Source organism: Saccharopolyspora ipomoeae (assembly GCF_029952525.1).
Taxonomy (GTDB): Bacteria; Actinomycetota; Actinomycetes; order Mycobacteriales; family Pseudonocardiaceae; genus Saccharopolyspora; species Saccharopolyspora ipomoeae.
Genome location: NZ_JASAOF010000033.1, coordinates 1 through 21,982, shown reverse-complemented (window position 1 = coordinate 21,982; position 21,982 = coordinate 1). Strand labels below are relative to the sequence as shown.

The 21,982-nt window shown below is 69.6% G+C and carries 19 protein-coding genes, 2 tRNA genes and 1 pseudogene; 9 read left to right on the top strand and 13 right to left on the bottom strand.

Annotated elements, in window-relative coordinates; all coding sequences use genetic code 11:
* Positions 1-20 precede the first annotated feature (20 nt).
* From QFW96_RS28810 to pknB, 6 genes are read left to right on the top strand one after another with little or no spacing between them, the layout of a single operon-like run.
* Positions 21-485, top strand: a complete 465-nt coding sequence (locus QFW96_RS28810; RefSeq protein ID WP_281458895.1) for an FHA domain-containing protein FhaB/FipA — start codon at positions 21-23, stop codon at positions 483-485.
* Positions 482-1,963: a PP2C family serine/threonine-protein phosphatase gene (locus tag QFW96_RS28805; RefSeq protein ID WP_281458894.1), complete on the top strand. Its 1,482-nt coding sequence runs from the start codon at positions 482-484 to the stop codon at positions 1,961-1,963. The genes QFW96_RS28810 and QFW96_RS28805 overlap by 4 nt, the downstream gene beginning before the upstream one ends.
* On the top strand, positions 1,963-3,387 hold the full coding sequence (locus QFW96_RS28800; protein ID WP_281458893.1) for an FtsW/RodA/SpoVE family cell cycle protein: 1,425 nt from the start codon (positions 1,963-1,965) through the stop codon (positions 3,385-3,387). The genes QFW96_RS28805 and QFW96_RS28800 overlap by 1 nt, the downstream gene beginning before the upstream one ends.
* On the top strand, positions 3,384-4,838 hold the full coding sequence (locus QFW96_RS28795) for a peptidoglycan D,D-transpeptidase FtsI family protein (RefSeq protein WP_281458892.1): 1,455 nt from the start codon (positions 3,384-3,386) through the stop codon (positions 4,836-4,838). The genes QFW96_RS28800 and QFW96_RS28795 overlap by 4 nt, the downstream gene beginning before the upstream one ends.
* A 3-nt stretch (positions 4,839-4,841) precedes the next feature.
* Complete coding sequence (locus QFW96_RS28790) at positions 4,842-6,278, top strand: serine/threonine-protein kinase (RefSeq protein WP_281458891.1); 1,437 nt, start codon at positions 4,842-4,844, stop codon at positions 6,276-6,278.
* A complete protein-coding gene (gene pknB / locus QFW96_RS28785) occupies positions 6,275-8,230 on the top strand; it encodes a Stk1 family PASTA domain-containing Ser/Thr kinase (protein WP_281458890.1) in 1,956 nt (651 codons plus the stop codon). The genes QFW96_RS28790 and pknB overlap by 4 nt, the downstream gene beginning before the upstream one ends.
* A gap of 64 nt (positions 8,231-8,294) precedes the next feature.
* Here the strand turns inward: pknB and QFW96_RS28780 are convergent, their stop codons facing one another.
* From QFW96_RS28780 to QFW96_RS28770, 3 genes are read right to left on the bottom strand one after another with little or no spacing between them, the layout of a single operon-like run.
* The gene (locus QFW96_RS28780; RefSeq protein WP_281458889.1) at positions 8,295-8,933 is read right to left on the bottom strand and encodes an aminodeoxychorismate/anthranilate synthase component II; all 639 of its coding nucleotides are present in this window, start codon (positions 8,931-8,933) and stop codon (positions 8,295-8,297) included.
* Positions 8,934-8,972: 39 nt separating this feature from the next.
* Positions 8,973-9,128, bottom strand: a complete 156-nt coding sequence (locus QFW96_RS28775; protein WP_281458888.1) for a hypothetical protein — start codon at positions 9,126-9,128, stop codon at positions 8,973-8,975.
* Positions 9,128-9,961, bottom strand: coding sequence for a class E sortase (locus QFW96_RS28770; RefSeq protein ID WP_281458887.1), 834 nt, complete (start codon positions 9,959-9,961; stop codon positions 9,128-9,130). Before QFW96_RS28770 ends, QFW96_RS28775 begins: the two co-directional genes overlap by 1 nt.
* 150 nt (positions 9,962-10,111) lie before the next feature.
* Here QFW96_RS28770 and crgA point away from each other — a divergent pair, with 150 nt between their 5' ends.
* Both crgA and QFW96_RS28760 read left to right on the top strand, forming a co-directional pair.
* Positions 10,112-10,378: a cell division protein CrgA gene (gene crgA / locus QFW96_RS28765; RefSeq protein WP_093419552.1), complete on the top strand. Its 267-nt coding sequence runs from the start codon at positions 10,112-10,114 to the stop codon at positions 10,376-10,378.
* Positions 10,379-10,631: 253 nt separating this feature from the next.
* Positions 10,632-11,030, top strand: coding sequence for a PH domain-containing protein (locus tag QFW96_RS28760; protein ID WP_281458886.1), 399 nt, complete (start codon positions 10,632-10,634; stop codon positions 11,028-11,030).
* A 34-nt stretch (positions 11,031-11,064) separates the two neighbouring features.
* Here the strand turns inward: QFW96_RS28760 and QFW96_RS28755 are convergent, their stop codons facing one another.
* Together QFW96_RS28755 and QFW96_RS28750 are read right to left on the bottom strand one after the other, a co-directional pair.
* Positions 11,065-11,982: a rhomboid family intramembrane serine protease gene (locus QFW96_RS28755; RefSeq protein WP_281458885.1), complete on the bottom strand. Its 918-nt coding sequence runs from the start codon at positions 11,980-11,982 to the stop codon at positions 11,065-11,067.
* A 27-nt stretch (positions 11,983-12,009) separates the two neighbouring features.
* On the bottom strand, positions 12,010-12,558 hold the full coding sequence (locus tag QFW96_RS28750) for a peptidylprolyl isomerase (RefSeq protein ID WP_175548155.1): 549 nt from the start codon (positions 12,556-12,558) through the stop codon (positions 12,010-12,012).
* Positions 12,559-12,729: 171 nt separating this feature from the next.
* Between QFW96_RS28750 and QFW96_RS28745 the strand changes: the two genes are divergently transcribed.
* Positions 12,730-13,287: a hypothetical protein gene (locus QFW96_RS28745; RefSeq protein WP_281458884.1), complete on the top strand. Its 558-nt coding sequence runs from the start codon at positions 12,730-12,732 to the stop codon at positions 13,285-13,287.
* Between the two features lie 215 nt (positions 13,288-13,502).
* Here the strand turns inward: QFW96_RS28745 and QFW96_RS28740 are convergent.
* The 8 genes and pseudogenes from QFW96_RS28740 to recF all read right to left on the bottom strand — a co-directional run bounded on the left by QFW96_RS28740 (position 13,503) and on the right by recF (position 21,748).
* A tRNA-Ala gene (locus QFW96_RS28740) sits at positions 13,503-13,575 on the bottom strand.
* A gap of 45 nt (positions 13,576-13,620) precedes the next feature.
* Positions 13,621-13,728: pseudogene (locus QFW96_RS28735) on the bottom strand (DLW-39 family protein); the annotation flags it as partial.
* Positions 13,729-13,798: 70 nt separating this feature from the next.
* Positions 13,799-13,872 (bottom strand) — tRNA-Ile (locus tag QFW96_RS28730).
* Positions 13,873-13,999: 127 nt separating this feature from the next.
* Positions 14,000-14,887, bottom strand: a complete 888-nt coding sequence (locus tag QFW96_RS28725) for a DUF3566 domain-containing protein (protein ID WP_281458883.1) — start codon at positions 14,885-14,887, stop codon at positions 14,000-14,002.
* Between the two features lie 85 nt (positions 14,888-14,972).
* Positions 14,973-17,468, bottom strand: a complete 2,496-nt coding sequence (gyrA, locus tag QFW96_RS28720; protein ID WP_281458882.1) for a DNA gyrase subunit A — start codon at positions 17,466-17,468, stop codon at positions 14,973-14,975.
* A 49-nt stretch (positions 17,469-17,517) separates the two neighbouring features.
* Positions 17,518-19,488 (bottom strand): DNA topoisomerase (ATP-hydrolyzing) subunit B, encoded by a 1,971-nt coding sequence (gene gyrB / locus QFW96_RS28715; RefSeq protein WP_281458881.1) that lies wholly within the window; start codon positions 19,486-19,488, stop codon positions 17,518-17,520.
* A 390-nt stretch (positions 19,489-19,878) separates the two neighbouring features.
* Entirely contained in the window at positions 19,879-20,427 is a 549-nt protein-coding gene (locus QFW96_RS28710; protein WP_281458921.1) for a DciA family protein, read from the bottom strand.
* 133 nt (positions 20,428-20,560) lie between these two features.
* Complete coding sequence (gene recF / locus QFW96_RS28705; protein ID WP_281458880.1) at positions 20,561-21,748, bottom strand: DNA replication/repair protein RecF; 1,188 nt, start codon at positions 21,746-21,748, stop codon at positions 20,561-20,563.
* Between the last annotated feature and the right edge of the window lie 234 nt (positions 21,749-21,982).

The following is a 21,982-nucleotide window of genomic DNA, read 5'->3' as shown; positions in this document are numbered from 1 at the left end:
AGTAGGAGCGTTCACAACAAGTGCCGGAGCTGATGATTCAGCTGACCAGAGCAGGGTTCCTCGCCCTGCTCTGGTTGTTCGTGCTGGCTGCGCTTCGCGTGGTTCGTTCAGATCTCTACTCCGCGTCGGGGATGCGCGTCCCGATGCCAGGTGCGAGTCGGGCCCCGGGCAAACAGCCCCGGGGCAAGAGCAAGGCGCCCCGCCAGATGGTGGTGACGCACGGCGCTCTCGCCGGCACGCGCATTTCCCTGGACGGCCGGCCGATCCTGATCGGCCGAGCCGATGACTCCACGTTGGTGCTCGACGACGACTACGCGTCGACCCGGCACGCTCGGTTGTCGCTTCGCGGCTCCGATTGGTACGTGGAGGATCTAGGCTCCACTAACGGCACATACCTCGATCGGGCGAAGGTCACGGGGCCGACCAAGGTCCCGCTCGGCGTTCCGATCAGAATCGGCAAGACGGTGATCGAGCTGCGCTCATGACCCTCGTCCTTCACTACGCAGCCCGCAGCGACCGCGGCCTGGTGCGCTCCAACAACCAGGACTCGGTCTATGCCGGCCCACGACTACTCGCCCTCGCGGACGGCATGGGTGGACATGCCGCCGGTGAGGTCGCCAGCAAGGTCGTCATCGCGGCGTTGGCGCCGTTGGACGACGACGAACCGGGTGACGACCTGCTCGGACAGCTCCGCGGCGCGGTGCTGGACGGCAACAGCGCGATCGCCGAGCTGGTGGCCAACGACCCGGAGCTGGACGGGATGGGCACCACCCTCACCGCTGTGCTGTTCGCAGGCAGCAAGCTGGGTCTGGTGCACGTCGGCGATTCCCGCGCCTACCTGGTCCGCGACGGCGAGCTGACCCAGATAACCCACGACGACACCTTCGTCCAGTCGCTGATCGACGAAGGCCGGATCACCGAGGAGGAGGCCGCCAACCACCCGCAGCGCTCGCTGCTGCTGCACGCGTTGACCGGCCACGAGGTGGAACCGAGCCTGGCGATCCGCGAGGCGCGCGCGGGCGACCGCTACCTGCTCTGCTCGGACGGCCTGACCGGCCCGGTGAGCACCGAGACGATGGCGGAGGCCCTGCGCATCCCGGACCCGCAGCAGTGCGCGGACCGGATGATCGAGCTGGCGCTCAAAGGTGGCGGTCCGGACAACGTGACCGTGATCATCGCCGACGTCGTCGACGTCGAGTTCGGCGACGACGCCCCCATAGTGGGGGGTGCGGCGGGAAATGGCGATGAGCATCCGCAACCCGATTCGTCGGCGGCGCGCGCGTCCGCGGTGACCATGCCGCGGCCGCAGCCGAAGCGTTTCGAGCCCACCTCACCTCCGGCGGAGCAGCCGCGCAAACGGCGCTGGCTGACGTCGCTGCTGGTGACCTGCGGCGTGCTCATCGTGTTGGCGGCTGTCGCGCTGGTTGGGCGTTGGTGGGTGCTCAACCAGTACTACATCGGCGCGAACAGCGCCGATGAGGTCGTGATCTACCAGGGCGTTCAGGGCTCCACGCTGGGCGTGGCGCTGAACTGGCAGGTCGAGACCTCGTGCCCGCCGGACTCCGCCAAGGACTGCCAGCCGATCAAGCTGGACGACCTCCAGGAAGCCCAGCGTCCGGACGTGCGCAACGGGATCACCGAGGTCAACGGCCTCACGGAGGCCCGGGAGGCGATGCGGCGGCTGCGGATGACCGCGCTGCTGCCGGAGTGCGCCACCCCCGAGCCGTCGGTGCCGACCGTGCCCCCGTCCGTGCCGGGCCAGCCCGTTCCGGGCTCCCCGACGCCGGGTGCGCCGACCACCGGTGCGCCGACACCACCTCCTCCGGGTCAGCCGTCGGTGCCGCCCACCCCGGGTGCGCCGGTGCCTGGTCAGGCCCTGCCGCAGGACCCGTCCGCGGCGGACGCCACGCCGCTGCAACCGGAGGAGCCGAAGCCGGGCGTGAACTGCCGGACGGTGAGTTGATGTCCGAACCGGCCGCTACGTCCGGAGCAGTCAACGGGGCCCCCCGAGTGAACACTCGGCGGGGCACCGAACTGTTCATGCTCGTTTTGTCCGCGATCATCGTCACCGCGGCGCTGGTCGTGGTGGAGCTCGCCCAGGAGCAGACCCTCACCCGCGAGCTGCTGTTCTACGGTGTCGCGTTCCTGGTGCTCTACGGTGCCGCGCACTTCGGCGTGCGCTACTTCGCGCCCTACGCCGACCCGCTGATCCTGCCCCTGGTGGCGTTGATCAACGGGGTGGGCCTGGTGATGCTGCACCGGCTGGACCTGGCCCCGGTGCCCGGGGCGCCGTACACGCCGAAGCAGATCCTGTTCACCACGGCCGGCGTGGCGCTGTTCATCGCCGTGCTGTGGCTGGTGAAGGATCACCGGACGCTCGCGCAGTACGGCTACACGTGCGGTTTCGTCGGGCTGGCGCTGCTGGCGCTGCCCGGTGTGCTGCCGTCGAGCATCTCGGAGGCCAACGGCGCCAAGCTGTGGGTCAACCTGGGCTTCATCTCGATCCAGCCGAGCGAGTTCGCCAAGATCCTGCTGCTGATCTTCTTCGCGTCGTTCCTGGTGGGCAAGCGCGAGCTGTTCACCACGGCGGGCAAGCGGTTCCTCGGCGTGGACTGGCCGCGGCCGCGCGACCTGGGCCCGGTGCTCGTGGCCTGGCTGCTGTCGATCGGCATCGTGGTGCTGGAGAAGGACCTGGGCACCTCGCTGCTGTTCTTCGGCATCGTGCTGGTGATGATCTACATCGCCACCGAGCGCGCGGTGTGGGTCGGTCTGGGCCTGTCGCTGTTCGCGGCGGGCGCGGTGCTCGCCTTCAACCTGTTCTCGCACGTCCAGGTCCGGGTCAACACCTGGCTGGACCCGATGATGCGGGTGCCGGACGGTGACTCCGACCCCGGTTACCAGCTGCGGACCGGCCTGTTCGGGATGGCGCACGGCGGCATCCCGGGTTCGGGTCTGGGCAACGGGATGCCGAACATCACGCCGCTGTCGTTCAGCGACTTCATCATCCCGGCGCTGGGCGAGGAGCTCGGCCTGATCGGGATGATGGCCGTGCTGCTGGTCTACGTGCTGCTGATGATGCGCGGCCTGCGCACCGCGCTGGCGGTGCGCGACTCCTTCGGCAAGCTGTTCGCCGGCGGTCTGTCGTTCACCATCGCGCTGCAGCTGTTCGTCGTGGCGGGCGGTTCGACGGGCCTGATCCCGATGACCGGTCTGACGGCCCCGTTCCTGGCGGCCGGTGGTTCGTCGATGCTCGCCAACTACGTGCTGATCGCTCTGCTGCTGCGGATCTCCGACGCGGCCCGCCGCCCGCAGGCCCCGGCGAAGCCGAAGCCCAAGCAGGCGCCGATCGCCGAAGCACACACGGAACTGGTGGAGCGTCCTCGATGAACAAGCCGCTGCGCCGCGTGGCGCTGGCCATGATGGCGATGGTCCTGCTGCTCATGGGCAACATGACCTACGTCCAGGTCATCAAGGCCGACGAGTACCGCGACGACGCCCGCAACACGCGCACCCAGCTGGAGGAGTTCTCCCGGGAGCGCGGGCAGATCATCGCGGCCGGTCAGTCGCTGGCGACGTCCAAGCCCATCGACAACGACCGCTACAAGTACCAGCGGAACTACCCGAACGGTCCGCTGTACGCGCCGGTCACCGGGTTCTACTCGTTCTTCTACGGGTCGAACGGCATCGAGCGGGCCGACGACAAGATCCTCAACGGCACCGACGACAGCATGGCGTTCGGCCGGTTCTCGGACATGATCACCGGCAACGCCCCGCGGGGCGGCAGCGTCGAGCTGACCATCAACCCGGAGATGCAGCAGGTCGCCTACGACCAGCTGACCAGCAAGGGCTACCAGGGCTCGGTCGTGGCGCTGAACCCGTCGACGGGCGAGATCCTGGCGATGGCCAACGCCCCGTCGTACGACCCGAACCGGCTCGCGGGCACGGACAACGACGAGGTCGCCAACCAGTGGGCCGAGCTGGAGAAGGCCGAGGGCAACCCGATGGCCAACCGGGCGGTGTCCGAGATCTACCCGCCCGGCTCGACGTTCAAGCTGATCACCACGGCGGCCGCGCTGGAGAACGGGTACAACCCGGACAGCAAGGTGCAGGACGCCGCCTCGATCACGCTGCCGCAGTCCTCGACGCCGCTGCCCAACTACGGCGGCAAGCAGTGCGCGGGCGACACGCTGACGCAGGCGCTGGCGCACTCGTGCAACACCGCGTTCGCCGAGATCGCGGGCAAGGTCGGCGCGGACAAGCTGCGGGAGACCGCGGCGTCCTTCGGCTTCGGCCAGGACCTGCAGATCCCGATGAGCGTGGCCAAGTCGGACATGGGTCCGATGGCCGACGGCGCGTCGCTGTACCAGAGCGGCATCGGCCAGCGCGACGTCCGCGTCACGCCGATGCAGAACGCGATGATGGCCGCCGCGATCGCCAACGGCGGCAAGGTGATGAAGCCGCAGCTGGTGAAGACCACCCGCGCCCCGGACATGGAGGAGCTGGACTCCTTCCGCCCGGAGGAGCTCAGCCAGGCCGTCTCGCCCGACATCGCGAGCAAGATCCGCGACATGATGCTGCAGTCGGAGAAGAACACCAAGGGCTCCGGCAAGATCACCGGTATCGACATCGCCTCCAAGACCGGGACCGCGCAGCACGGCGACCCGGGTGACAAGCCGCACGGCTGGTACGTCGCGTTCGCACCGGCCGAGAACCCCACGATCGCCGTCGCGGTGATCGTGGAGAACGGCGGTGACGAGGGCGCCGAGGCCACCGGCGGTTCGCTGGCCGCCCCGATCGGCCGGGAGGTCATCCGGGCCGGTCTGCGAGGGGGTGGCTGATCCGTGCTGACCACCGGCCAGTTACTCGCCGAGCGCTACCGCCTCGGCCGCCGCATCGCGGTCGGCGGCATGGGCGAGGTGTGGGAGGCGGTGGACGTCCGGCTGGACCGGACCGTCGCGGTCAAGGTCCTCAAGGCCGAGCTGTGCGGGGACGCCGAGTTCCTGCACCGCTTCCGGACCGAGGCCCGCACGACCGCGTCGCTGAACCACCCGGGCATCGCGGCGGTCCACGACTACGGTGAGACCGCCGCCGTCCCGGACGGTCCGGAGGACACCGCCTACCTGGTGATGGAGCTGGTCGAGGGGGAGCCGCTCGCGGCGATCCTGGCTCGGGAACGACGGATCAACACCGATCACGTGATGGACATGCTGGAGCAGGCGGGTCAGGCGCTGCAGGCCGCGCACGAGCGCGGCCTGGTGCACCGGGACGTCAAGCCCGGCAACATCCTGATCACCCCCGAGGGCAAGGTGAAGCTGACCGACTTCGGCATCGCCAAGGCGGCCGACGCGGCACCGGTCACCCGCAACGGGATGGTGATGGGAACGGCGCACTACATCGCGCCGGAGCAGGCGCTCGGCAGCGACGCCACGCCGGCCAGCGACGTGTACTCGCTGGCGGTGGTCGGCTACGAGTGCCTGATGGGGCACCGGCCGTTCCTCTCCGAGAACGCGGTGACGGTCGCCATGATGCACATCCGCGAGATCGCGCCGCCGCTGCCGCCGGACGTGCCCCCGGCGGTGCGGGCGCTGGTCGAGGCGACCCTGGTGAAGGACCCGTGGCGGCGCTACGCCGACGGCGGGGAGTTCGCCTCGGCGGTCGCCGCGGTGCGCGCGGGTCGGCCGCTGCCGACCCCGTCCGCGCTGGTCGCGCAGCAGCAACAGCAGCAACGACCGGCGAGCGCGCCCGGGCCGGGGACCGGGGTGCACCCGGTTCCGCCGGGCTCGCCGCCGATGGGCAACACCTACCCGCCCGGGGTGATCCCACCCCAGCAGCCGGCGGCGCAGCAGCAGGCGCCCCAACAACAGCCGGCCCAACAACAGCCGGCACAGCAGCAACCGGCGCAGCAGGCGGTTCAGCAACACCAGGTCTCACAACAGCAGGTCGCGCAACAGCAGGCCCCGATGCCGATGCCCACCGCGGGCGCGGCCGGGGCGATGGGTGGCAATGCTCACCGGACGAACGCCAACACCAGGGTCGTCGCGTGGATTCTGATCGCGCTCCTGGCGGTAGTGTTGCTGGTCGCCATCGGTCTGCTCACCTACTGGGCGGTACCCCGCTTCGACCTGGGCATGGCCGGACGCGGTCCGGTGGCCACCCCGAGCCTGGATTCCACGAACGGTTTGGGACAGACTTCGCATCGGCAGGAACCCATGATCGGAATGCCTCCCGCGGGTGAGATGGGACGATCGTTGACAAGGATCGGAACGACGATTCGATGAGTTCACCTCGACTTCTCTCCGACCGCTACGAGCTCGGCGAGACTCTCGGTTACGGCGGTATGTCGGAGGTGCACAAGGGCCGCGACACCCGTCTGAGCCGAGACGTCGCGGTCAAGATCCTTCGTGCCGACCTCGCCCGGGACCCCACCTTCCAGCTGCGCTTCCGCCGCGAGGCGCAGAACGCGGCCGCGCTGAACCACCCGGCCATCGTCGCGGTCTACGACACCGGCGAGACGGACTCCGAGAACGGGCCGCTCCCCTACATCGTGATGGAGTACGTCGACGGCCGGACGCTGCGCGACATCGTCAAGACCGAGGGGCCGCTGTCGCCCCGGCGGGCGATGGAGGTCATGGCGGACGCCTCGGCGGCGTTGGACTTCAGCCACCGGCACGGGATCGTGCACCGCGACGTGAAGCCGGCCAACATCATGATCACCCGCTCCGGCGCGGTGAAGGTGATGGACTTCGGCATCGCGCGTGCGCTGCACGACGGCCAGGCGGCGGTCACCCAGACCGCGGCGGTCATCGGCACCGCCCAGTACCTCTCGCCGGAGCAGGCGCGCGGCGAGGCGGTGGACGCGCGGAGCGACGTCTACGCCTCGGGTTGCGTGCTCTTCGAGCTGCTCACCGGGGAGCCGCCGTTCACCGGTGACTCGCCGGTCGCGGTCGCCTACCAGCACGTCCGGGAGGAGCCGCGCAAGCCCTCCGACGTCGTCCCGGCGACCCCGGCGTCGCTGGACGCGGTGGTGCTCAAGGCGCTGAGCAAGAACCCGGCCAACCGCTACCAGTCGGCGGCGGAGATGCGCGCCGACCTGGTGCGGGTGCTGTCCGGTCAGCGCCCGAAGGCTCCGATGATCATGTCGGAGGAAGAGCACACCGCGATGCTCGGCCAGGGCGGCGCCACCGAGATGATCGGTTCCGGCAGGCACCGCTCGGAGGACGTCGAGGACTACCCGGCGGGCCCGCCGGAGCGGCGGCGCAGCAAGAACGCCGTGGTCGCCCTGGTCACCCTGGCCTGCGTGGCGGTGTTCGCGCTGGCCGCGTGGCTGGTGACGATGCTGGTCGGTGCCGGGGAACCGGACCGGGTGGCCGTGCCGAACCTGATGGGCATGACCGCCCAGGCGGCGAACGAGAAGGCCAAGTCCGAGGGCTGGATGGTGCTGCCGCGCTCGTGCCCGTCGCCCGAGGACAAGGTCGGCTCGATCGTCGAGCAGAACCCCCGGCCCGGTGCGCTCGGCGTCAAGGAGAGCACCAAGATCGAGCTGTGCTCGGGCACCGGTCCGGAGTCGACGCCGGTCCCGGACCTGTCCGGGATGACCATGACCCAGGCCCAGCAGGAGTTGGAGAAGGTCGGTCTCAAGATCGGGTTGACCCCGGACACGAAGGAGACCTCCGACTCCTCGATGGTCGACAAGATCATGGACTGGGACAGCAAGGGCACGGAGGTCGCCAAGGGCACCACGATCAACGTGGTCGTCGGCAAGGCGATCCCGCAGACGGAGGTCCAGGACCTGCGCGGCCAGCAGCTGGAGACGGCAAGGGCGTTCCTCGTCGGCGCCGGGTTCCAGGTCAAGGTCGACCAGCGCGACTCCGACCAGCCGGCCAACACGGTCATCGACCAGTCCCCCTCCGGCGGCACCAAGGCCCGGACCGGTTCGACGGTGACGCTGGTGGTCTCCAAGGGCAACCAGATCAGCATGCCGAACCTGGAGGGCATGTCGAAGGACGAGGCCGAGGCCGCGCTGAAGGCGGCGGGCTGGAGCGGTTCGCTCAGCGAGTCCGAGCAGCCGACCGGCGACTCCTCGAAGGACGACAAGGTCGTGGGCAGCTCGCCGCAGGCCGGCCAGAAGATCAGCAAGAACCAGTCGATCACGATCTACGTCGGCAAGTACGACAGCTCGTCCACGAGCAACCCGCCGGGCAACGGGGGCGGGTTCTTCCCGTTCCCCTGATCCTGACGAAGCGGAACGGGGCGGTGGCCATCGCGGCCACCGCCCCGTTCCGCGTTCAGGAGGGTCAGCGAGCGGCTGCCGCGACCTTGCGCATGTCGGCTTCGAGCTGGTCGACGAGGTGATCCGGGACCGGGTGGCCGGCGGCGGCCATCCAGTTGGCGAGCATCCGGTGGCCGCCGTCGGTGAGCACCGACTCGGGGTGGAACTGCACGCCCTCGATCGGCAGCTCGCGGTGGCGCATGCCCATCACGATGCCCGACTCGGTGCGCGCGGTGACCTCGAAGTCGTCCGGGATCGTGTCGGCGCGGACGATCAGCGAGTGGTAGCGGGTCGCGATGAACGGCTGCGGCAGCCCGGCGAACACGCCGGCCCCCGAGTGCTCGATCTCGCTGGTCTTGCCGTGCAGCAGCTCGGGCGCGCGCTCGACCGTGCCGCCCCAGACAGCGCCGATCGCCTGGTGCCCGAGGCACACGCCGAAGGCGGGCTTGCGCTCGGCGGCGCAGCGCTGGATGAGCTCCATCGTCCGGCCCGCGCGGTCCGGAGTGCCCGGACCGGGGCTCAGCAGCACCCCGTCGGCCGCGGCCACGTCGTCGTCGGTGACGGCGTCGTTGCGGCGCACCACGCACTCGGCGCCGAGCTGCGCGAGGTACTGCACGAGGTTGTAGACGAAGCTGTCGTAGTTGTCGACCACCAGAACACGCACCCCGTCAGGGTACGCGGTCCCGACAAGGGATTTACCCGGTCAGCCGGTGGTGACGTCGTTGAACGGCAGGATCGGCTCGGCCCAGGGGAACACCACGAACAGCAGCAGCGCCACGACCGCGGCGATGAGCACCAGCGCGATCAGCGCCTTGGCCGGGAACGGGCCGGGCAGGTGCCGCCAGATCCACGCGTACATCAGCGCTCCTCCAGTTCCGGGGGTCGCAGGTCGGGTCGCTCTGCGACCTTGGGGTACTGCTTGGTGAGCACGCCGTGGACGATCAGCCGCTCCCGCGCGGAGAACTCCGGGTTGCAGGTGGTCAGAGTGATCAGCCGGGTCTGCTGCTCGCGCGGGACCGCCGCCGGGTCGACCCCGGGCACGGGGAAGATCACCTCGCCCTGCGCGGGCCGGACGACGTGCCTGCCGACGACGTGGTCGTAGGGCGCGGGGATCGGCGCGACGCCCTGGCAGCGGGGGTCGCCGCCGCGCCCGTTCCAGCTCGCGACCTCGTCGCCCATCGGCAGCACCCGGTAGACGTACCAGTGGGTCGCGGTCTCCACGACGATCGGCGCGCACGAGGGCAGCTCGTCCAGTTCGTTGAACGGCGCGCCGCGCCCGATCCGGTGCCCGGCGACCGAGAAGTTGCCCTGCTCCCCAGGCCAGGCCGTGCCTGCGTAGTGCCCGGGACCGCGGGCGAGCGTCTTGAGGTCGGTGCCCTCCAGGACGGTGAAGTCGAAGTCCGGCCCGAACGTCGGCAGGTAGAGCTGGGCGAACCCGGCGCCGTGCGCGGGCGGTGGTGGCTCGGCGATCGGGTGCAGCTGCCGGGCCTGCCACCGGTCGTGCATCCGGCCCGTCGCGCTGGCCTGGTCCCGCGCCGTGAACAGGTCGGTCACGTAGACGACGTAGAAGACGAACAGCAGCAGCACCAGTCCGACGGTGATCATCAGCTCGCCGACGACGCGGATCACGGCGTGCACCCGGCTCCGCTCCGGCGGCGGCGACTGGGGCGGGCTCTGCACGGACGAAACCACGACGTTCCTCTCCGGTCACGGCTTTGCGAGGGGTGCTCGATCAGCGCTGTGATTACGTTAACGTGGTAGGTGGAAGAGGAGCCGTTCCGCCGCCCCTGGATCGGGTGATGTCGCGGGACGGCGGTGCCGCATCACCTGGCGAGGACACCTATGCCGAAGTCCAAGGTCCGCAAGAAGGACGACTCCAACCCGGCTGTCGATCGCCGCACGCCGGTGAAGGCGAAGGCCGTCGGCCCGTCGCACCCGATCTACGTCGCCGTCATGCTCGGCCTGATGATCATCGGGTTGCTCTGGCTGGTCGTCAACTACATCGCGGGCGACAAGATCGGATTCATGAGCGACCTGGGCGGGTGGAATTTCGCCGTGGGCTTCGCGTTCATGATCGTCGGCCTGCTGATGACCATGCGGTGGCGCTGACCCGACCCGCTGACCTGCGGTCTCCACCGGCCTCGACCGCGTCGTAAGGCCGGTCGACCGGACGCGCAATTCGAGCGCCGAGGACGCGCGGGGCACCACGACGCTTCGTGCACGAGCTCCGAAGGGGTGAACCCCTTCGGAGCTCACTCATCCCATCGCCGTCTTGACAGACGGTCAGCGAAACACACGTGTGTAACTAGTCCCCAGTGGGGATAAGTCCTGTGGATAACTCGTCGATAGCGGGTGGACAACGATGGACGCGAAGCGCTGGGGACCGCCGGCGGCCCTGGTCGGCTGCGGTTGGGTGCTCGCCGCGGGTGCGCTGACCTGGGCGATCCTCGCCGACAGCCCGCCCGACCGGCTCTTCGCGGGAGTGCTCGCGCTGGCGCTGCTGGCCGCGTCGCTGTTCGGCACGGTCTGCCGGCCCCGGCTGCAGGCCGACGCCACCGGCATCACGGTGCGCACGCTGACAGGCCGCAGGCACTTCGCGTGGGACCAGGTCACCATCCGCGTCCGGGAGACCCGCAGGCTGGGCCTGACCAGCGCCAGCCTGGAGCTCGACGCGGACCCGGACCTCACGGTCCTCACCCGCCTCGACCTGGGCGAGGACCCCTACACCGCGGCCGACGCCCTGCACGCCCTGCGCCGGTGAACCCTGCGCCGGTGATTCGGGCGCAGGCGATCCGTCAGCCGCAGGCGACCTCGTAGCCGGAGCCGACGCAGGACAGGTCGCCGTAGCCGGTGTCGCGGACGAACAGCACGACCAGCAGCACCACCAGCAACCCGATCAGCGCACCGGCCTGGACGAGGTTGCGGCGCTCGCGCGGCGCGTAGACCAGGGCGGCCGTCGACGCGGCGCCGAGGATCAGCCCGCCGATGTGCCCGAGCAGCGAGATGCCGGGGATGAGCACGCTGGCCACGATGTTCAGCGCGATCACGGTGACCACCGGCCGCAGGCTCACCTTGAGCCGCAGCGCGGCGACCGCGATACCGCCCATCAGGCCGTAGACCGCACCCGACGCACCGGCCACCGGGCTGTCGCCCGCTCCCAGCAGGAACACCGCGGCGCTGCCGCCGAGCAGCGACAACCCGTAGACCGCGGCGAACCGCGCGCGACCGAGCAGCAGCTCCAGGTCCCGCCCGATCACCCACAGCGCGAGCATGTTCATCACCAGGTGCACCACGCCGATGTGCAGGAAGCCCGAGGTGACCAGCCGCCACCACTGACCGCCCGCCACCGTGATCGGCACCAGGGCGTAGTCGATGAACAGGTTCGAGTGGTAGTTCGCGCCGAAGTTGCCCGCCTGGACGGCGGTGGCCACGTAGGCGACGACGTTCGCCGCGATCAGCAGCGGCACCAGGATCGGCTTGTCGCGCAGCCGCGCTCCGGCGACCGTCACCGGCCGCCGCACCGACGCGCCCGCCTCGCGGACGCAGTCGACGCACTGCTGCCCGACGGAGGCGTCGCGCAGGCACTCCGGGCAGGCCGGGCGTTCGCACCGGGTGCAACGCAGGCCGGTCGGCCGGTCGGGGTGCCGCACGCACGTCGGCAACTGCGGCGGCGCCCCGTCCGGTCCGGGCGTCGTTCCGGGTGGCACAGTCACGGGTGAGACCTGCTTTCCCGGGCGCTGTCAGCCGCGCTCGATCGAAACCTTCTCGATGACGATGTCGTTGACCGGGCGGTCGTTGCGACCGGTCGCCGTGCCGGCGATCGTGTCGACGACCTCGCGCGACGCCTGGTCCGCGACCTCGCCGAAGATGGTGTGCTTGTAGTTCAGCCACGACGTCGCCGCCACGGTCACGAAGAACTGCGAGCCGTTGGTGTTCGGCCCCGCGTTGGCCATCGCGAGCAGGTAGGGCTTGGTGAACTGCAGCTCGGGGTGGAACTCGTCCGCGAACTGGTATCCGGGGCCACCCCGGCCGGTGCCCGTCGGGTCACCGGTCTGGATCATGAAACCTTCGATGACCCGGTGGAAGATCACGCCGTCGTAGAACGGCCCGGAGCGTTCGCCCTTGGCGTTCGGCTCCGTGTATTCCTGGGTCCCCTCGGCGAGGCCCACGAAGTTCTTCACGGTCTTGGGCGCCTGGTCGGGGAACAGGTTGATCCGGATGTCGCCCTGCGAGGTGTGCAGGGTCGCGGTCAACTTCGTCCCAACGAGCGATCCGTTGTCTTCAGCCACCCGACCATCCTGCCATCGAGCGGGCCGATTGCGGTGTCTGGGTGCAGTATGGGCGGGTCCGCGCCCTTTACCCGGCTCTCCCACGCTTCGGAGCCGGGCGGGCGATTGGCGTGAGCTCATCCCGGGAAATCCGACTGGTGGAAGCAGCCAGGCCGAGGAGGTCAACAGGCGATGGATGAAGTGAAGGCGATGGCCAGGGCCGGCGAGACCGTGGGCAAGGCGGTCGGCACCGGCATCAAGCAGGCCCGCCACGGCGCGAAGCGCGCGGGCGAGACCGGTGCGGTGCTGTCCAAGCAGGCGGCGGCGCGAGCTGAGCAGGAGCTCGCCCAGCGCGGCTACTCGACCGAGGAGCTGCAGGAGCTCATCGCCCAGCGCGCCACCGGCAAGTCCCGCAAGGAGCTCGCCAAGCAGGCCAAGCAGGCCCGCAAGGCGTGGGAGAAGCGCACGAAGGAATCCCGCAAGAAGCTGGCGGCCCGGATCGACCCGACCCCGGCCAAGAAGCACCGCCGCTGGCCGTGGGCGCTGCTGGTGCTGATGCTCCTGGGCGCGGCCGCCGCGGCGATCGCCCTGACCCGCCGCCCGGAGGAGCTCCCGCTGGCGACGGCGGAGGACGAGCCCTGGGACGCCCACACCCCGGGCGCCCCGCAACCCCGCCACCGAGCCCCCGCGGAGACGGACGGCCACCAGGAGAAGGTGGAAACCCGCAGGTCAACGCCACCAACCCACTGACCAGAACCACCGCGAAGCCGGGCCCGACGGCCCGGCTTTTCCACGCTCAGCATTAATAGTGAGTGCATCCACCGACTAGTGCCAAGTCAGTGGCATCACGAGAGCACGAAACCGCCGGTCGATGACCAGACCCGGAGAACTGACGGCCCCGGATGATGACGGAGCGGTCAAAAGCGAAAACGCCCTGCGTTGAGCAGGGCGTTGGAATCGCTGCGTGGAGACGAGGGGAATCGAACCCCTAACCCCCGCCTTGCAAAGGCGGTGCTCTGCCAATTGAGCTACGTCCCCCAATGGCGGCGGAGGTCAGGGCCCCCGGCCTGAGGATCAGGCCTCGGCGGTGGCCTCGCGCCAGAGGTCGGCCTCGGCCTTGGCGGCCTTGTTGCGACGGACGACGAACAGCACGACTCCGGCAACTGCGGCGAGTGCGAGCAGCTTCTTCATTCCGGTCGCCTCCTACGTGGCATCCATGCCAGTGATGTTCGAGTCTGTGGAGAAGGGAAAACTTCCCGAGTGGGCCTAGAAGGACTTGAACCTTCGACCTCTTCGTTATCAGCGAAGCGCTCTAACCGCCTGAGCTATAGGCCCTCGTTCGTTGTGCTGCAAACATTACAGGACGTTCCCCGGCCCGCGTCACGGGGGGTCACCTCGTCCCGCCGGTGCCGCAGCGGCGCTCTCCGACCTCGGAAAACGCCGCCACGGCACGGTCAGCGAGTCACTCGCGCTCGGACAGCGTGATCTCGATGCCGCCGGCGAAGTCGGCCGCCACGTTGTAGATGAACGCGGCCACCGTCGCCAGCGCGGTGATCAGGACGATGTTGATCGCACCGATGATCGAGGCGACGCCGAAGACCCTGCCCGCGCTGATCAGCGGCTCGTTGACCGCGTCGTCGGGCTGGGTGAGCTCGGTGAAGGTGCCGTTGAGCTGGTCCCAGACGCCCATGCCGTCGAGCACGCCGTAGAGCACCGCGACGGCGATCATCCACACGAAGAACAGCGCGACGCTGAGCACCAGGGCCAGCTTCAGCACCGACCACGGGTCGAGCCGCTTGACCTGGAGGCTCGCCCGCCGCGGGCCCCGGCTGGGGCGACGCGCGGAGGTACCGGGAGTGCTGCGCTGCTGCGTCCCCGCTCCCGCACCGGCCCCGGCACCGGTGTAGGACACCTGGGTGCGCGAGGACTGCGGGACCTGCGTGCGGACCGTCTCCTGATCGGTGACCGCCTTCGGGATCGTCTGCGTGTCCTCCACGCCGCTGTTCGACGACGCGGCCGCACCGGCGGTGCCGCCGAGGGCACCCGCCGCCAGCGAACCCGAGAGGCTGCTCGACTCCGCACCGCCGTCGGAGTCGTCCGCGGCGGTCGCGGTGCCGCGCTGCCACGGCGGCGGCGAGTCGGTGCCGTCGAGCTCGTCGGCACGCCCGCCCGCACCGCTGTCGGCGGTCGTGGGCTCGGCGGTCGAGCCGGACTCCTCGGTCCCGTCCGCAGAGGCAGCAGCCTCAGAACCGGTCGTGGAGACCTTGTCGTCGACTGTCTGGGTGCTGACCGAAGTCCGGCCCGCATCCTGCTGCGGGTCCGAGGACTCCGGCTTCTCGGAACTAGTCACGAGCGATCCTTCGGTGATCGTCGGCGTCGATGTGCCCCGTGGGATACCACGGCATGTTCAGTTCTTCAGCGCGACCCGCGCGGGCTCACGCCTGCTTGGGCTCCGGCGCGGCGTCCGGATCCGCTGCCTCGTCGGCGTTGCGCGCCACCGCCAGCAGCGTCGTCCCCTCGTCGAGGTTCATCAGGCGGACGCCCTTGGTCTGGCGACCGGCCTTGCGCACCTCCTTGGCGGTGGTGCGGATGACCCCGCCGGACGAGGTGATGGCGTAGAGCTCGTCCTCCAGCTCGACGATCTGCGCCCCCACAAGCCTGCCACGTTTGCGGTCGTACTGGAGAGTCAGCACGCCCTTTCCGCCACGCCCCTGGACCGGGTAGTCCTCGATGGGCGTCCGCTTCGCGTAACCGCCCGCGGTGGCGACCAGGACGTACCGGTCATCGCGGCACACGCCCATCGCGAGCAGCTCGTCGCCGGAGTTGAACCGCATGCCCAGCACGCCCGAGGTCGCCCGGCCCATCGGCCGGAGCGCCTCGTCGGAGGCGTGGAACCGGATCGACTGGCCTTCCGCCGACACCAGCAGCAGGTCGTCGTCGGCCGAGCACAGCACGGCGCCGACGAGTTCGTCCTCGTCCTTCAGGTTCACGCCGATAAGACCACCCGATCGGTTGGAATCGAAGTCCGTCAAACGGGACTTCTTGACCAGACCGTTCTTGGTCGCCAGCACCAGGTACGGCGCCGCGGTGTAGTCCTTGATCTGCATGACCTGGGCGATCTGCTCGTCCGGCTGGAACGCCAGCAGGTTGGCCACGTGCTGACCGCGCGCGGTCCGGTTGGCCTCCGGCAGCTCGTACGCCTTCGCGCGGTAGACCCGGCCCTTGTTGGTGAAGAACAGGATCCAGTCGTGCGTGGAGCAGACGAAGAAGTGCGACACGATGTCGTCCTGCTTCAGCGCCGCGCCCTGCACGCCCTTGCCGCCGCGCTTCTGCGCCCGGTACAGGTCGGTGCGGGTCCGCTTGGCGTAGCCGGTGCGGGTGATCGTGACGACCACGTCCTCGTCGGCGATGAGGTCCTCCATCGAGACCTCGCCCTCGAACGGGACGATCTTCGTGCGGCGGTCGTCGCCGTACTTGTCGACGATCTCCATCAGCTCGTCGCGGATGATCTGCCGCTGCCGCTCGGGCTTGTCGAGGATGTCCTTGAGGTCCTCGATCTCCCGCTCGATCTCGGCCAGCTGGTCGATGATCTTCTGGCGCTCCAGGGCGGCCAGGCGGCGCAGCTGCATCTCCAGGATCGCGTTGGCCTGGATCTCGTCGACGTCGAGCAGCTCGATCAGGCCGGTCCGCGCGTCGTCCACCGTCGGCGAGCGGCGGATCAGCGCGATGACCTCGTCGAGCATGTCCAGCGCCTTGACCAGACCGCGCAGGATGTGGGCCCGCTCCTCGGCCTTGCGCAGCCGGAACCGGGTCCGGCGGACGATGACCTCGATCTGGTGCTTGACGTAGTACCGGATCACCTGGTCGAGGCGCAGCGTGCGCGGCACGCCGTCGACCAGCGCCAGCATGTTGACGCCGAAGGTCGTCTGCAGCTGGGTGTGCTTGTAGAGGTTGTTGAGGACCACCTTCGGGATCGCGTCCCGCTTGAGGGTGATCACGATCCGCATGCCGCGCCGGCTGTTGGACTCGTCGGCGATGTCGGAGATGCCGGTGATCTTGCCTTCCCGGTGCATCCCCGCGATGTTCTCGATGAGGTTGTCCGGGTTGACCTGGTACGGCAGCTCGGTGACGACCAGCGTGGTGCGCCCCTTGCTGTCCTCCTCGACGGCGACGACGGCCCGCATCTTGATGGAGCCGCGACCGGTCCGGTAGGCGTCGGCGATCGCGTTGGTGCCCAGCACCAGACCTCGGGTCGGGAAGTCCGGTCCCTTGATCCGCTCCATCATCGCTTCGAGCAGCTGCTCGTCGTCGGCGTCGGGGTTCTCCAGAGCCCAGACGACGCCGTCGGCGACCTCGCGCAGGTTGTGCGGCGGGATGTTGGTCGCCATGCCCACGGCGATGCCGCCACCACCGTTGACCAGCAGGTTCGGGAACCGCGACGGCAGCACGTCGGGTTCCTGGGTGCGCCCGTCGTAGTTGTCGGAGAAGTCGACGGTGTCCTCTTCGATGTCGGCGAGCATGTGCATCGCCAACGGGGCCAGCCGCGACTCGGTGTACCGCATGGCGGCGGCCGGGTCGTTGCCCGGCGAGCCGAAGTTGCCCTGGCCGTCGATGAGCGGGTGGCGCATCGACCAGGGCTGGGCCAGGCGGACCAGGGTGTCGTAGATCGCCGAGTCACCGTGCGGGTGGTAGTTGCCCATCACGTCGCCGACGACGCGGGAGCACTTCACGTACCCGCGGTCCGGGCGGAAGCCCGAGTCGTACATCGCGTAGAGCACGCGCCGGTGCACCGGCTTGAGACCGTCGCGCACGTCCGGCAGGGCGCGGGCGACGATGACGCTCATCGCGTAGTTGATGTAGGAGTTCTGCATCTCCTGCTGGAGTTCGACCGGCTCGACCCGGCCATGCTCCGGCGGCAGGATGTCCGTCATGCTCTTCCCTTGCTAGTTCGGAGAGTTCGGTGGGTGACCTGCGCGCGGCTCACACGTCCAGGAAGCCGGCGTCCTTGGCGTTGCGGGTGATGAACGAGCGCCGGGCCTCGACGTCCTCGCCCATCAGCACGCTGAACAGCTCGTCCGCGGTGGCCGCGTCGTCCAGCGACACCTGCAGCAGCAGCCGGGACTCGGGGTTCATCGTGGTTTCCCAGAGCTCGTCGGCGTTCATCTCGCCGAGACCCTTGTAGCGCTGGATGCCGTCGTCCTTGGGCAGCTTCCGGCCCTCGGCCGCGCCCTGGGCGAGCAGCGCGTCGCGCTCCTTGTCGCTGTAGGCGTACTCGGGCTCGGAGCGCGGCCACTTGATCTTGTACAGCGGCGGCTGCGCGAGGAACACGTGACCGTTCTCGATCAGCGGGCGCATGAAGCGGAACAGCAGGGTCAGCAGCAGGGTCCGGATGTGCTGGCCGTCGACGTCGGCGTCGGCCATCAGCACGATCTTGTGGTACCGCAGCTTGGACAGGTCGAACTCGTCGTGGATGCCGGTCCCCAGCGCGGTGATGATCGCCTGGACCTCGTTGTTCTTGAGGACCTTGTCGATCCGCGACTTCTCGACGTTGATGATCTTGCCTCGGAGCGGCAGGATCGCCTGGAAGCGCGACTCGCGGCCCTCCTTCGCCGAGCCGCCCGCGGAGTCGCCCTCGACGATGTAGAGCTCGCACTCGTCGGGCTGGTTGGACTGGCAGTCCTTGAGCTTGCCGGGCAGGCCGCCGATGTCCATCGCGCTCTTGCGCCGGACCAGCTCCTTGGCCTTGCGCGCCGCGACGCGGGCCTGCGCCGAGGACACCGCCTTGTTCACGATCGTCTTCGCGTCGGCCGGGTTGCGCTCGAACCAGTCGGTCAGCCACTCGAACGCCGTGGTCTGCACGAACGACTTGACCTCGGTGTTGCCCAGCTTGGTCTTGGTCTGGCCCTCGAACTGCGGCTCGGAGACCTTCACCGACACGATCGCGGCGAGACCCTCGCGGACGTCGTCACCGGTGAGGCTGCCGTCCTTCTCCTTGAGCAGCTTCTTGTCCTTGGCGTACGCGTTGACCACGCGGGTCAGCGCGGACCGGAAGCCCTCCTCGTGGGTACCGCCCTCGTGCGTGTTGATCGTGTTCGCGAAGGTGTACACCGACTGGTTGAAGCCGGAGTTCCACTGCAGCGCGACCTCGAGCTCGTGCCCCTTGCCGGAGGCGTTGAAGGCGACGACCTTCTTGTGGATCGGCTCCTTCGTCGCGTTGATGTGCTTGACGAAGTCCTCCAGGCCGCCCGGGTAGTGGAAGGTCCGCTCCTTGACCCTGGCCTGGGCGCCCTCGGCGTCCTCGCCCTCCGCGGACTCCTCCACCCGCTCGTCGCGCAGCGAGATGGTCAGGCCCTTGTTCAGGAACGCCATCTCCTGCAGCCGCCGGGAGACCGTCTCGGCGTTGTAGGTGGTGGTCTCGAAGATCGTCGGGTCGGCCCAGAAGGTGATGCTGGTGCCGGTCCGGGAGGTCTTCTCGCCCTTCTCCACGTCGGCGACGGGCTTGGAGTCCTCGTACCGCTGGCGCCACACGTGACCGTCGCGGTGGATCTCGGCTTCGAGGACGGTCGACAGCGCGTTGACCACCGACACGCCGACGCCGTGCAGACCACCGGAGACGGCGTAGGAGTCGCCGCCGAACTTGCCGCCCGCGTGCAGCACGGTCAGCACGACCTCGAGGGTCGGCTTCTTCTCCACCGGGTGGATGTCGACGGGGATGCCTCGGCCGTCGTCGGTGACCCGGACGCCGCCGTCGGCGAGCAGGGTGACCTCGACCTTGCTCGCGTACCCGGCCATTGCCTCGTCGACCGAGTTGTCCACGACCTCCCACACCAGGTGGTGCAGACCCCGCTCACCGGTGGAACCGATGTACATGCCGGGTCGCTTGCGGACGGCCTCCAGGCCCTCAAGAACGGTGATGGATGAAGCGTTGTATTCGCTCTTCTTCGGTGCCACGGGCCTCGATTTCTCCTCAAGCCGACTGTGCTGTCACGGTGATCGGTCGATGCCGGCCCGGTTACCGGCTCCGGCGCACCTCTGCGACCACTTCGGGGCGACTCGGCTGCCGGCGCCGCACCCCGGCGCGGCCCGGTCCGGACCCCTCGCCTCTCACGACCGGGGAGCGCGTCGGGTCACACCCACTGTGATTCTACTGGTCCCCCGCCGCAGAAGTGGGGCAAGGACGCCCCTAGCTTGCTCACAGAGTCGAGAACTCGGATCTATCCACCATCGGAGAGCCGTGGAGACCCGCTCGGAATTCTCCGCGCCGATCGGCCGCCCGACGACTCCCACCTGCGCTCCGAGGCCCCCGGTTCGGCCCCTCGACGTCGCGCAGCGCGGAGATTACTAGCCGTAGGTGTCCCTCGGGCCTCGTCCGGAGACGTGTCGCGGGCCGTGTCGCCAGCTCGGCGCCGCCGGTCCCTGCACCTTGATCCGCTTGACCACGTCGCGCCCGACCCCGTCGCTGATGCGCTTGAGGATCTGCCGCTGCAGCAGCCGCAGCTGGGTGGCCCAAGCCGTGGACTGCGCCTGCACGGTCAGCTCGCCCTCCTTGAGCTGCACCGGCTTGGTGTGCTCGGCGATCTCCTCGCCGACCAGCGAGTTCCACCGCGCGAAGACCTGACCCCCGGAGAGGTGCTCGGTCCATCCCTGGTCCTTGGCGATGCGGGCGGCGAGCCTGCCCAGCGGCTGCGGGTCCCGGTCGTCGGGCCCGGCGCCGGTCCAGCCGCGACGCCTGCGGGCGGTGCGCAGCTTGCCCGGTTTGCCCGCCGCGCCCCTCGACTTGCGCTTGGCCGCGGACTGCTCGCGCGCGGCCTGCAGCGCCGCGCGGGCCAGGTCCGGGCCCGCCAGCTCGCCGCCGTCAACGCCCTGGCCTGGGGTTTCGATCCCGGGCAAGGAGGCGCCGTCGGTGCCGCGAGCGGCCTTCGAGTTATCCACACCATCCACAGGGTTATCCCCAGATGTGGGTAGTTCCACGGATGACTCCGTGGTCGCCGTCACTCTGCGTGTAGTTTTTCGTCCGTTTCCGTCAGGCGGCACGGTGCACCTCACCTTCCCGGACGTCGAATCGGGTACCGGCGAGCTCCGGCGGGACGTCCTCCCCGACCGCAGCCGTCACCAGGACCTGCTCGGCTCCCGAGACCAGCTCGGCGAGCCGGGAGCGCCTGCGCCGGTCGAGCTCGGCGAACACGTCGTCCAGGATCAACACCGGTTCCGCGCCATCCTCGGTGAGCAGGTGGTAGGAAGCCAGCCGCAACGCCAGCACGAACGACCACGATTCGCCGTGGCTCGCGTAGCCCTTCGCCGGCAGCTCGCCGAGCAGCAGGTCCAGGTCGTCCCGGTGCGGGCCGACCAGCGACACGCCCCGCTCGACCTCCTGCGGCCGGACCCGCTCCAGCTCGGCGAGCAGCGCCGCCTCCAGCTCCGGCACCGCCTCGTCCCACGGGATCTCCGGTCCCCCGGGCACCCCGTAGCGCTCCGGCAGCGACTCCCCCAGGCTGCTGCGGTACCGCAGGTCGGCGACCCGGCCGGACGGCGTGCTCGCCTCGTCGGTCGCGGCGACGTTGGCGTAGGCCGCGGTCACGTGCGGGGCCAGCGCCGACACCAGGGACAACCGGCCGGCCAGCAGCTCGGCGCCGAAGCGCGCGAGGTGACCGTCCCAGACCGCCAAGGTGCTCAGATCCGCCTTGCCCCCGCCCCGGCGCGCGGCACCCGCCGACTTCAGCAGCGCGCTGCGCTGCTTGAGCACCCGCTCGTAGTCGGAGCGGATACCGGCGTAGCGCGGCGCCCGCGCGACCAGCAGGTCGTCCATGAACCGGCGGCGCTCACCCGGGTCACCGCGCACGATCGCCAGGTCCTCCGGCGCGAACAGCACGGTGCGCAGGATTCCCAGCACGTCGCGCGGCTTGCCCGCGGCGCCTCGGTTGATCCGGGCGCGGTTGGCCTTGCCCGGGGTGATCTCCAGTTCGACCAGCAGCTCCCGGCCGTGGTTCACGACCGCGGCCCGCACCACCGCCCGGCCCGCTCCGTAGCGGACCAGCGGCGCGTCGTTCGAGACCCGGTGCGAACCGAGCGTGGCGACGTAGCCGACCGCCTCGACCAGGTTCGTCTTGCCCTGACCGTTCGAGCCGACCAGCACGGTGACCCCGGGTTCGAGCTCTAGATCGGCCAGGGGCCACGACCGGAAGTCGTTCACCTGCAGATGGCGCACGTACACGGCGATCCAACTTAGTTGTTCTTGCCGGGCGGGTTCGTGCCGGGACGCGCGGTCACGCCGTCCGGCACCGTCCGAAGTGACGTGTCCCGCCGTACCGGACACCTGGGCCGGACACCCGGTCCGCGACCGCGACCAGCGCGGACGTCCGCGGCCCCCGGGGGACGAGGCGACTTGTCGACAAATCCCTCGGATCCGGTCCTGGGCCTCGTGGGGTGGGGGAGTTTTCATGAAAAC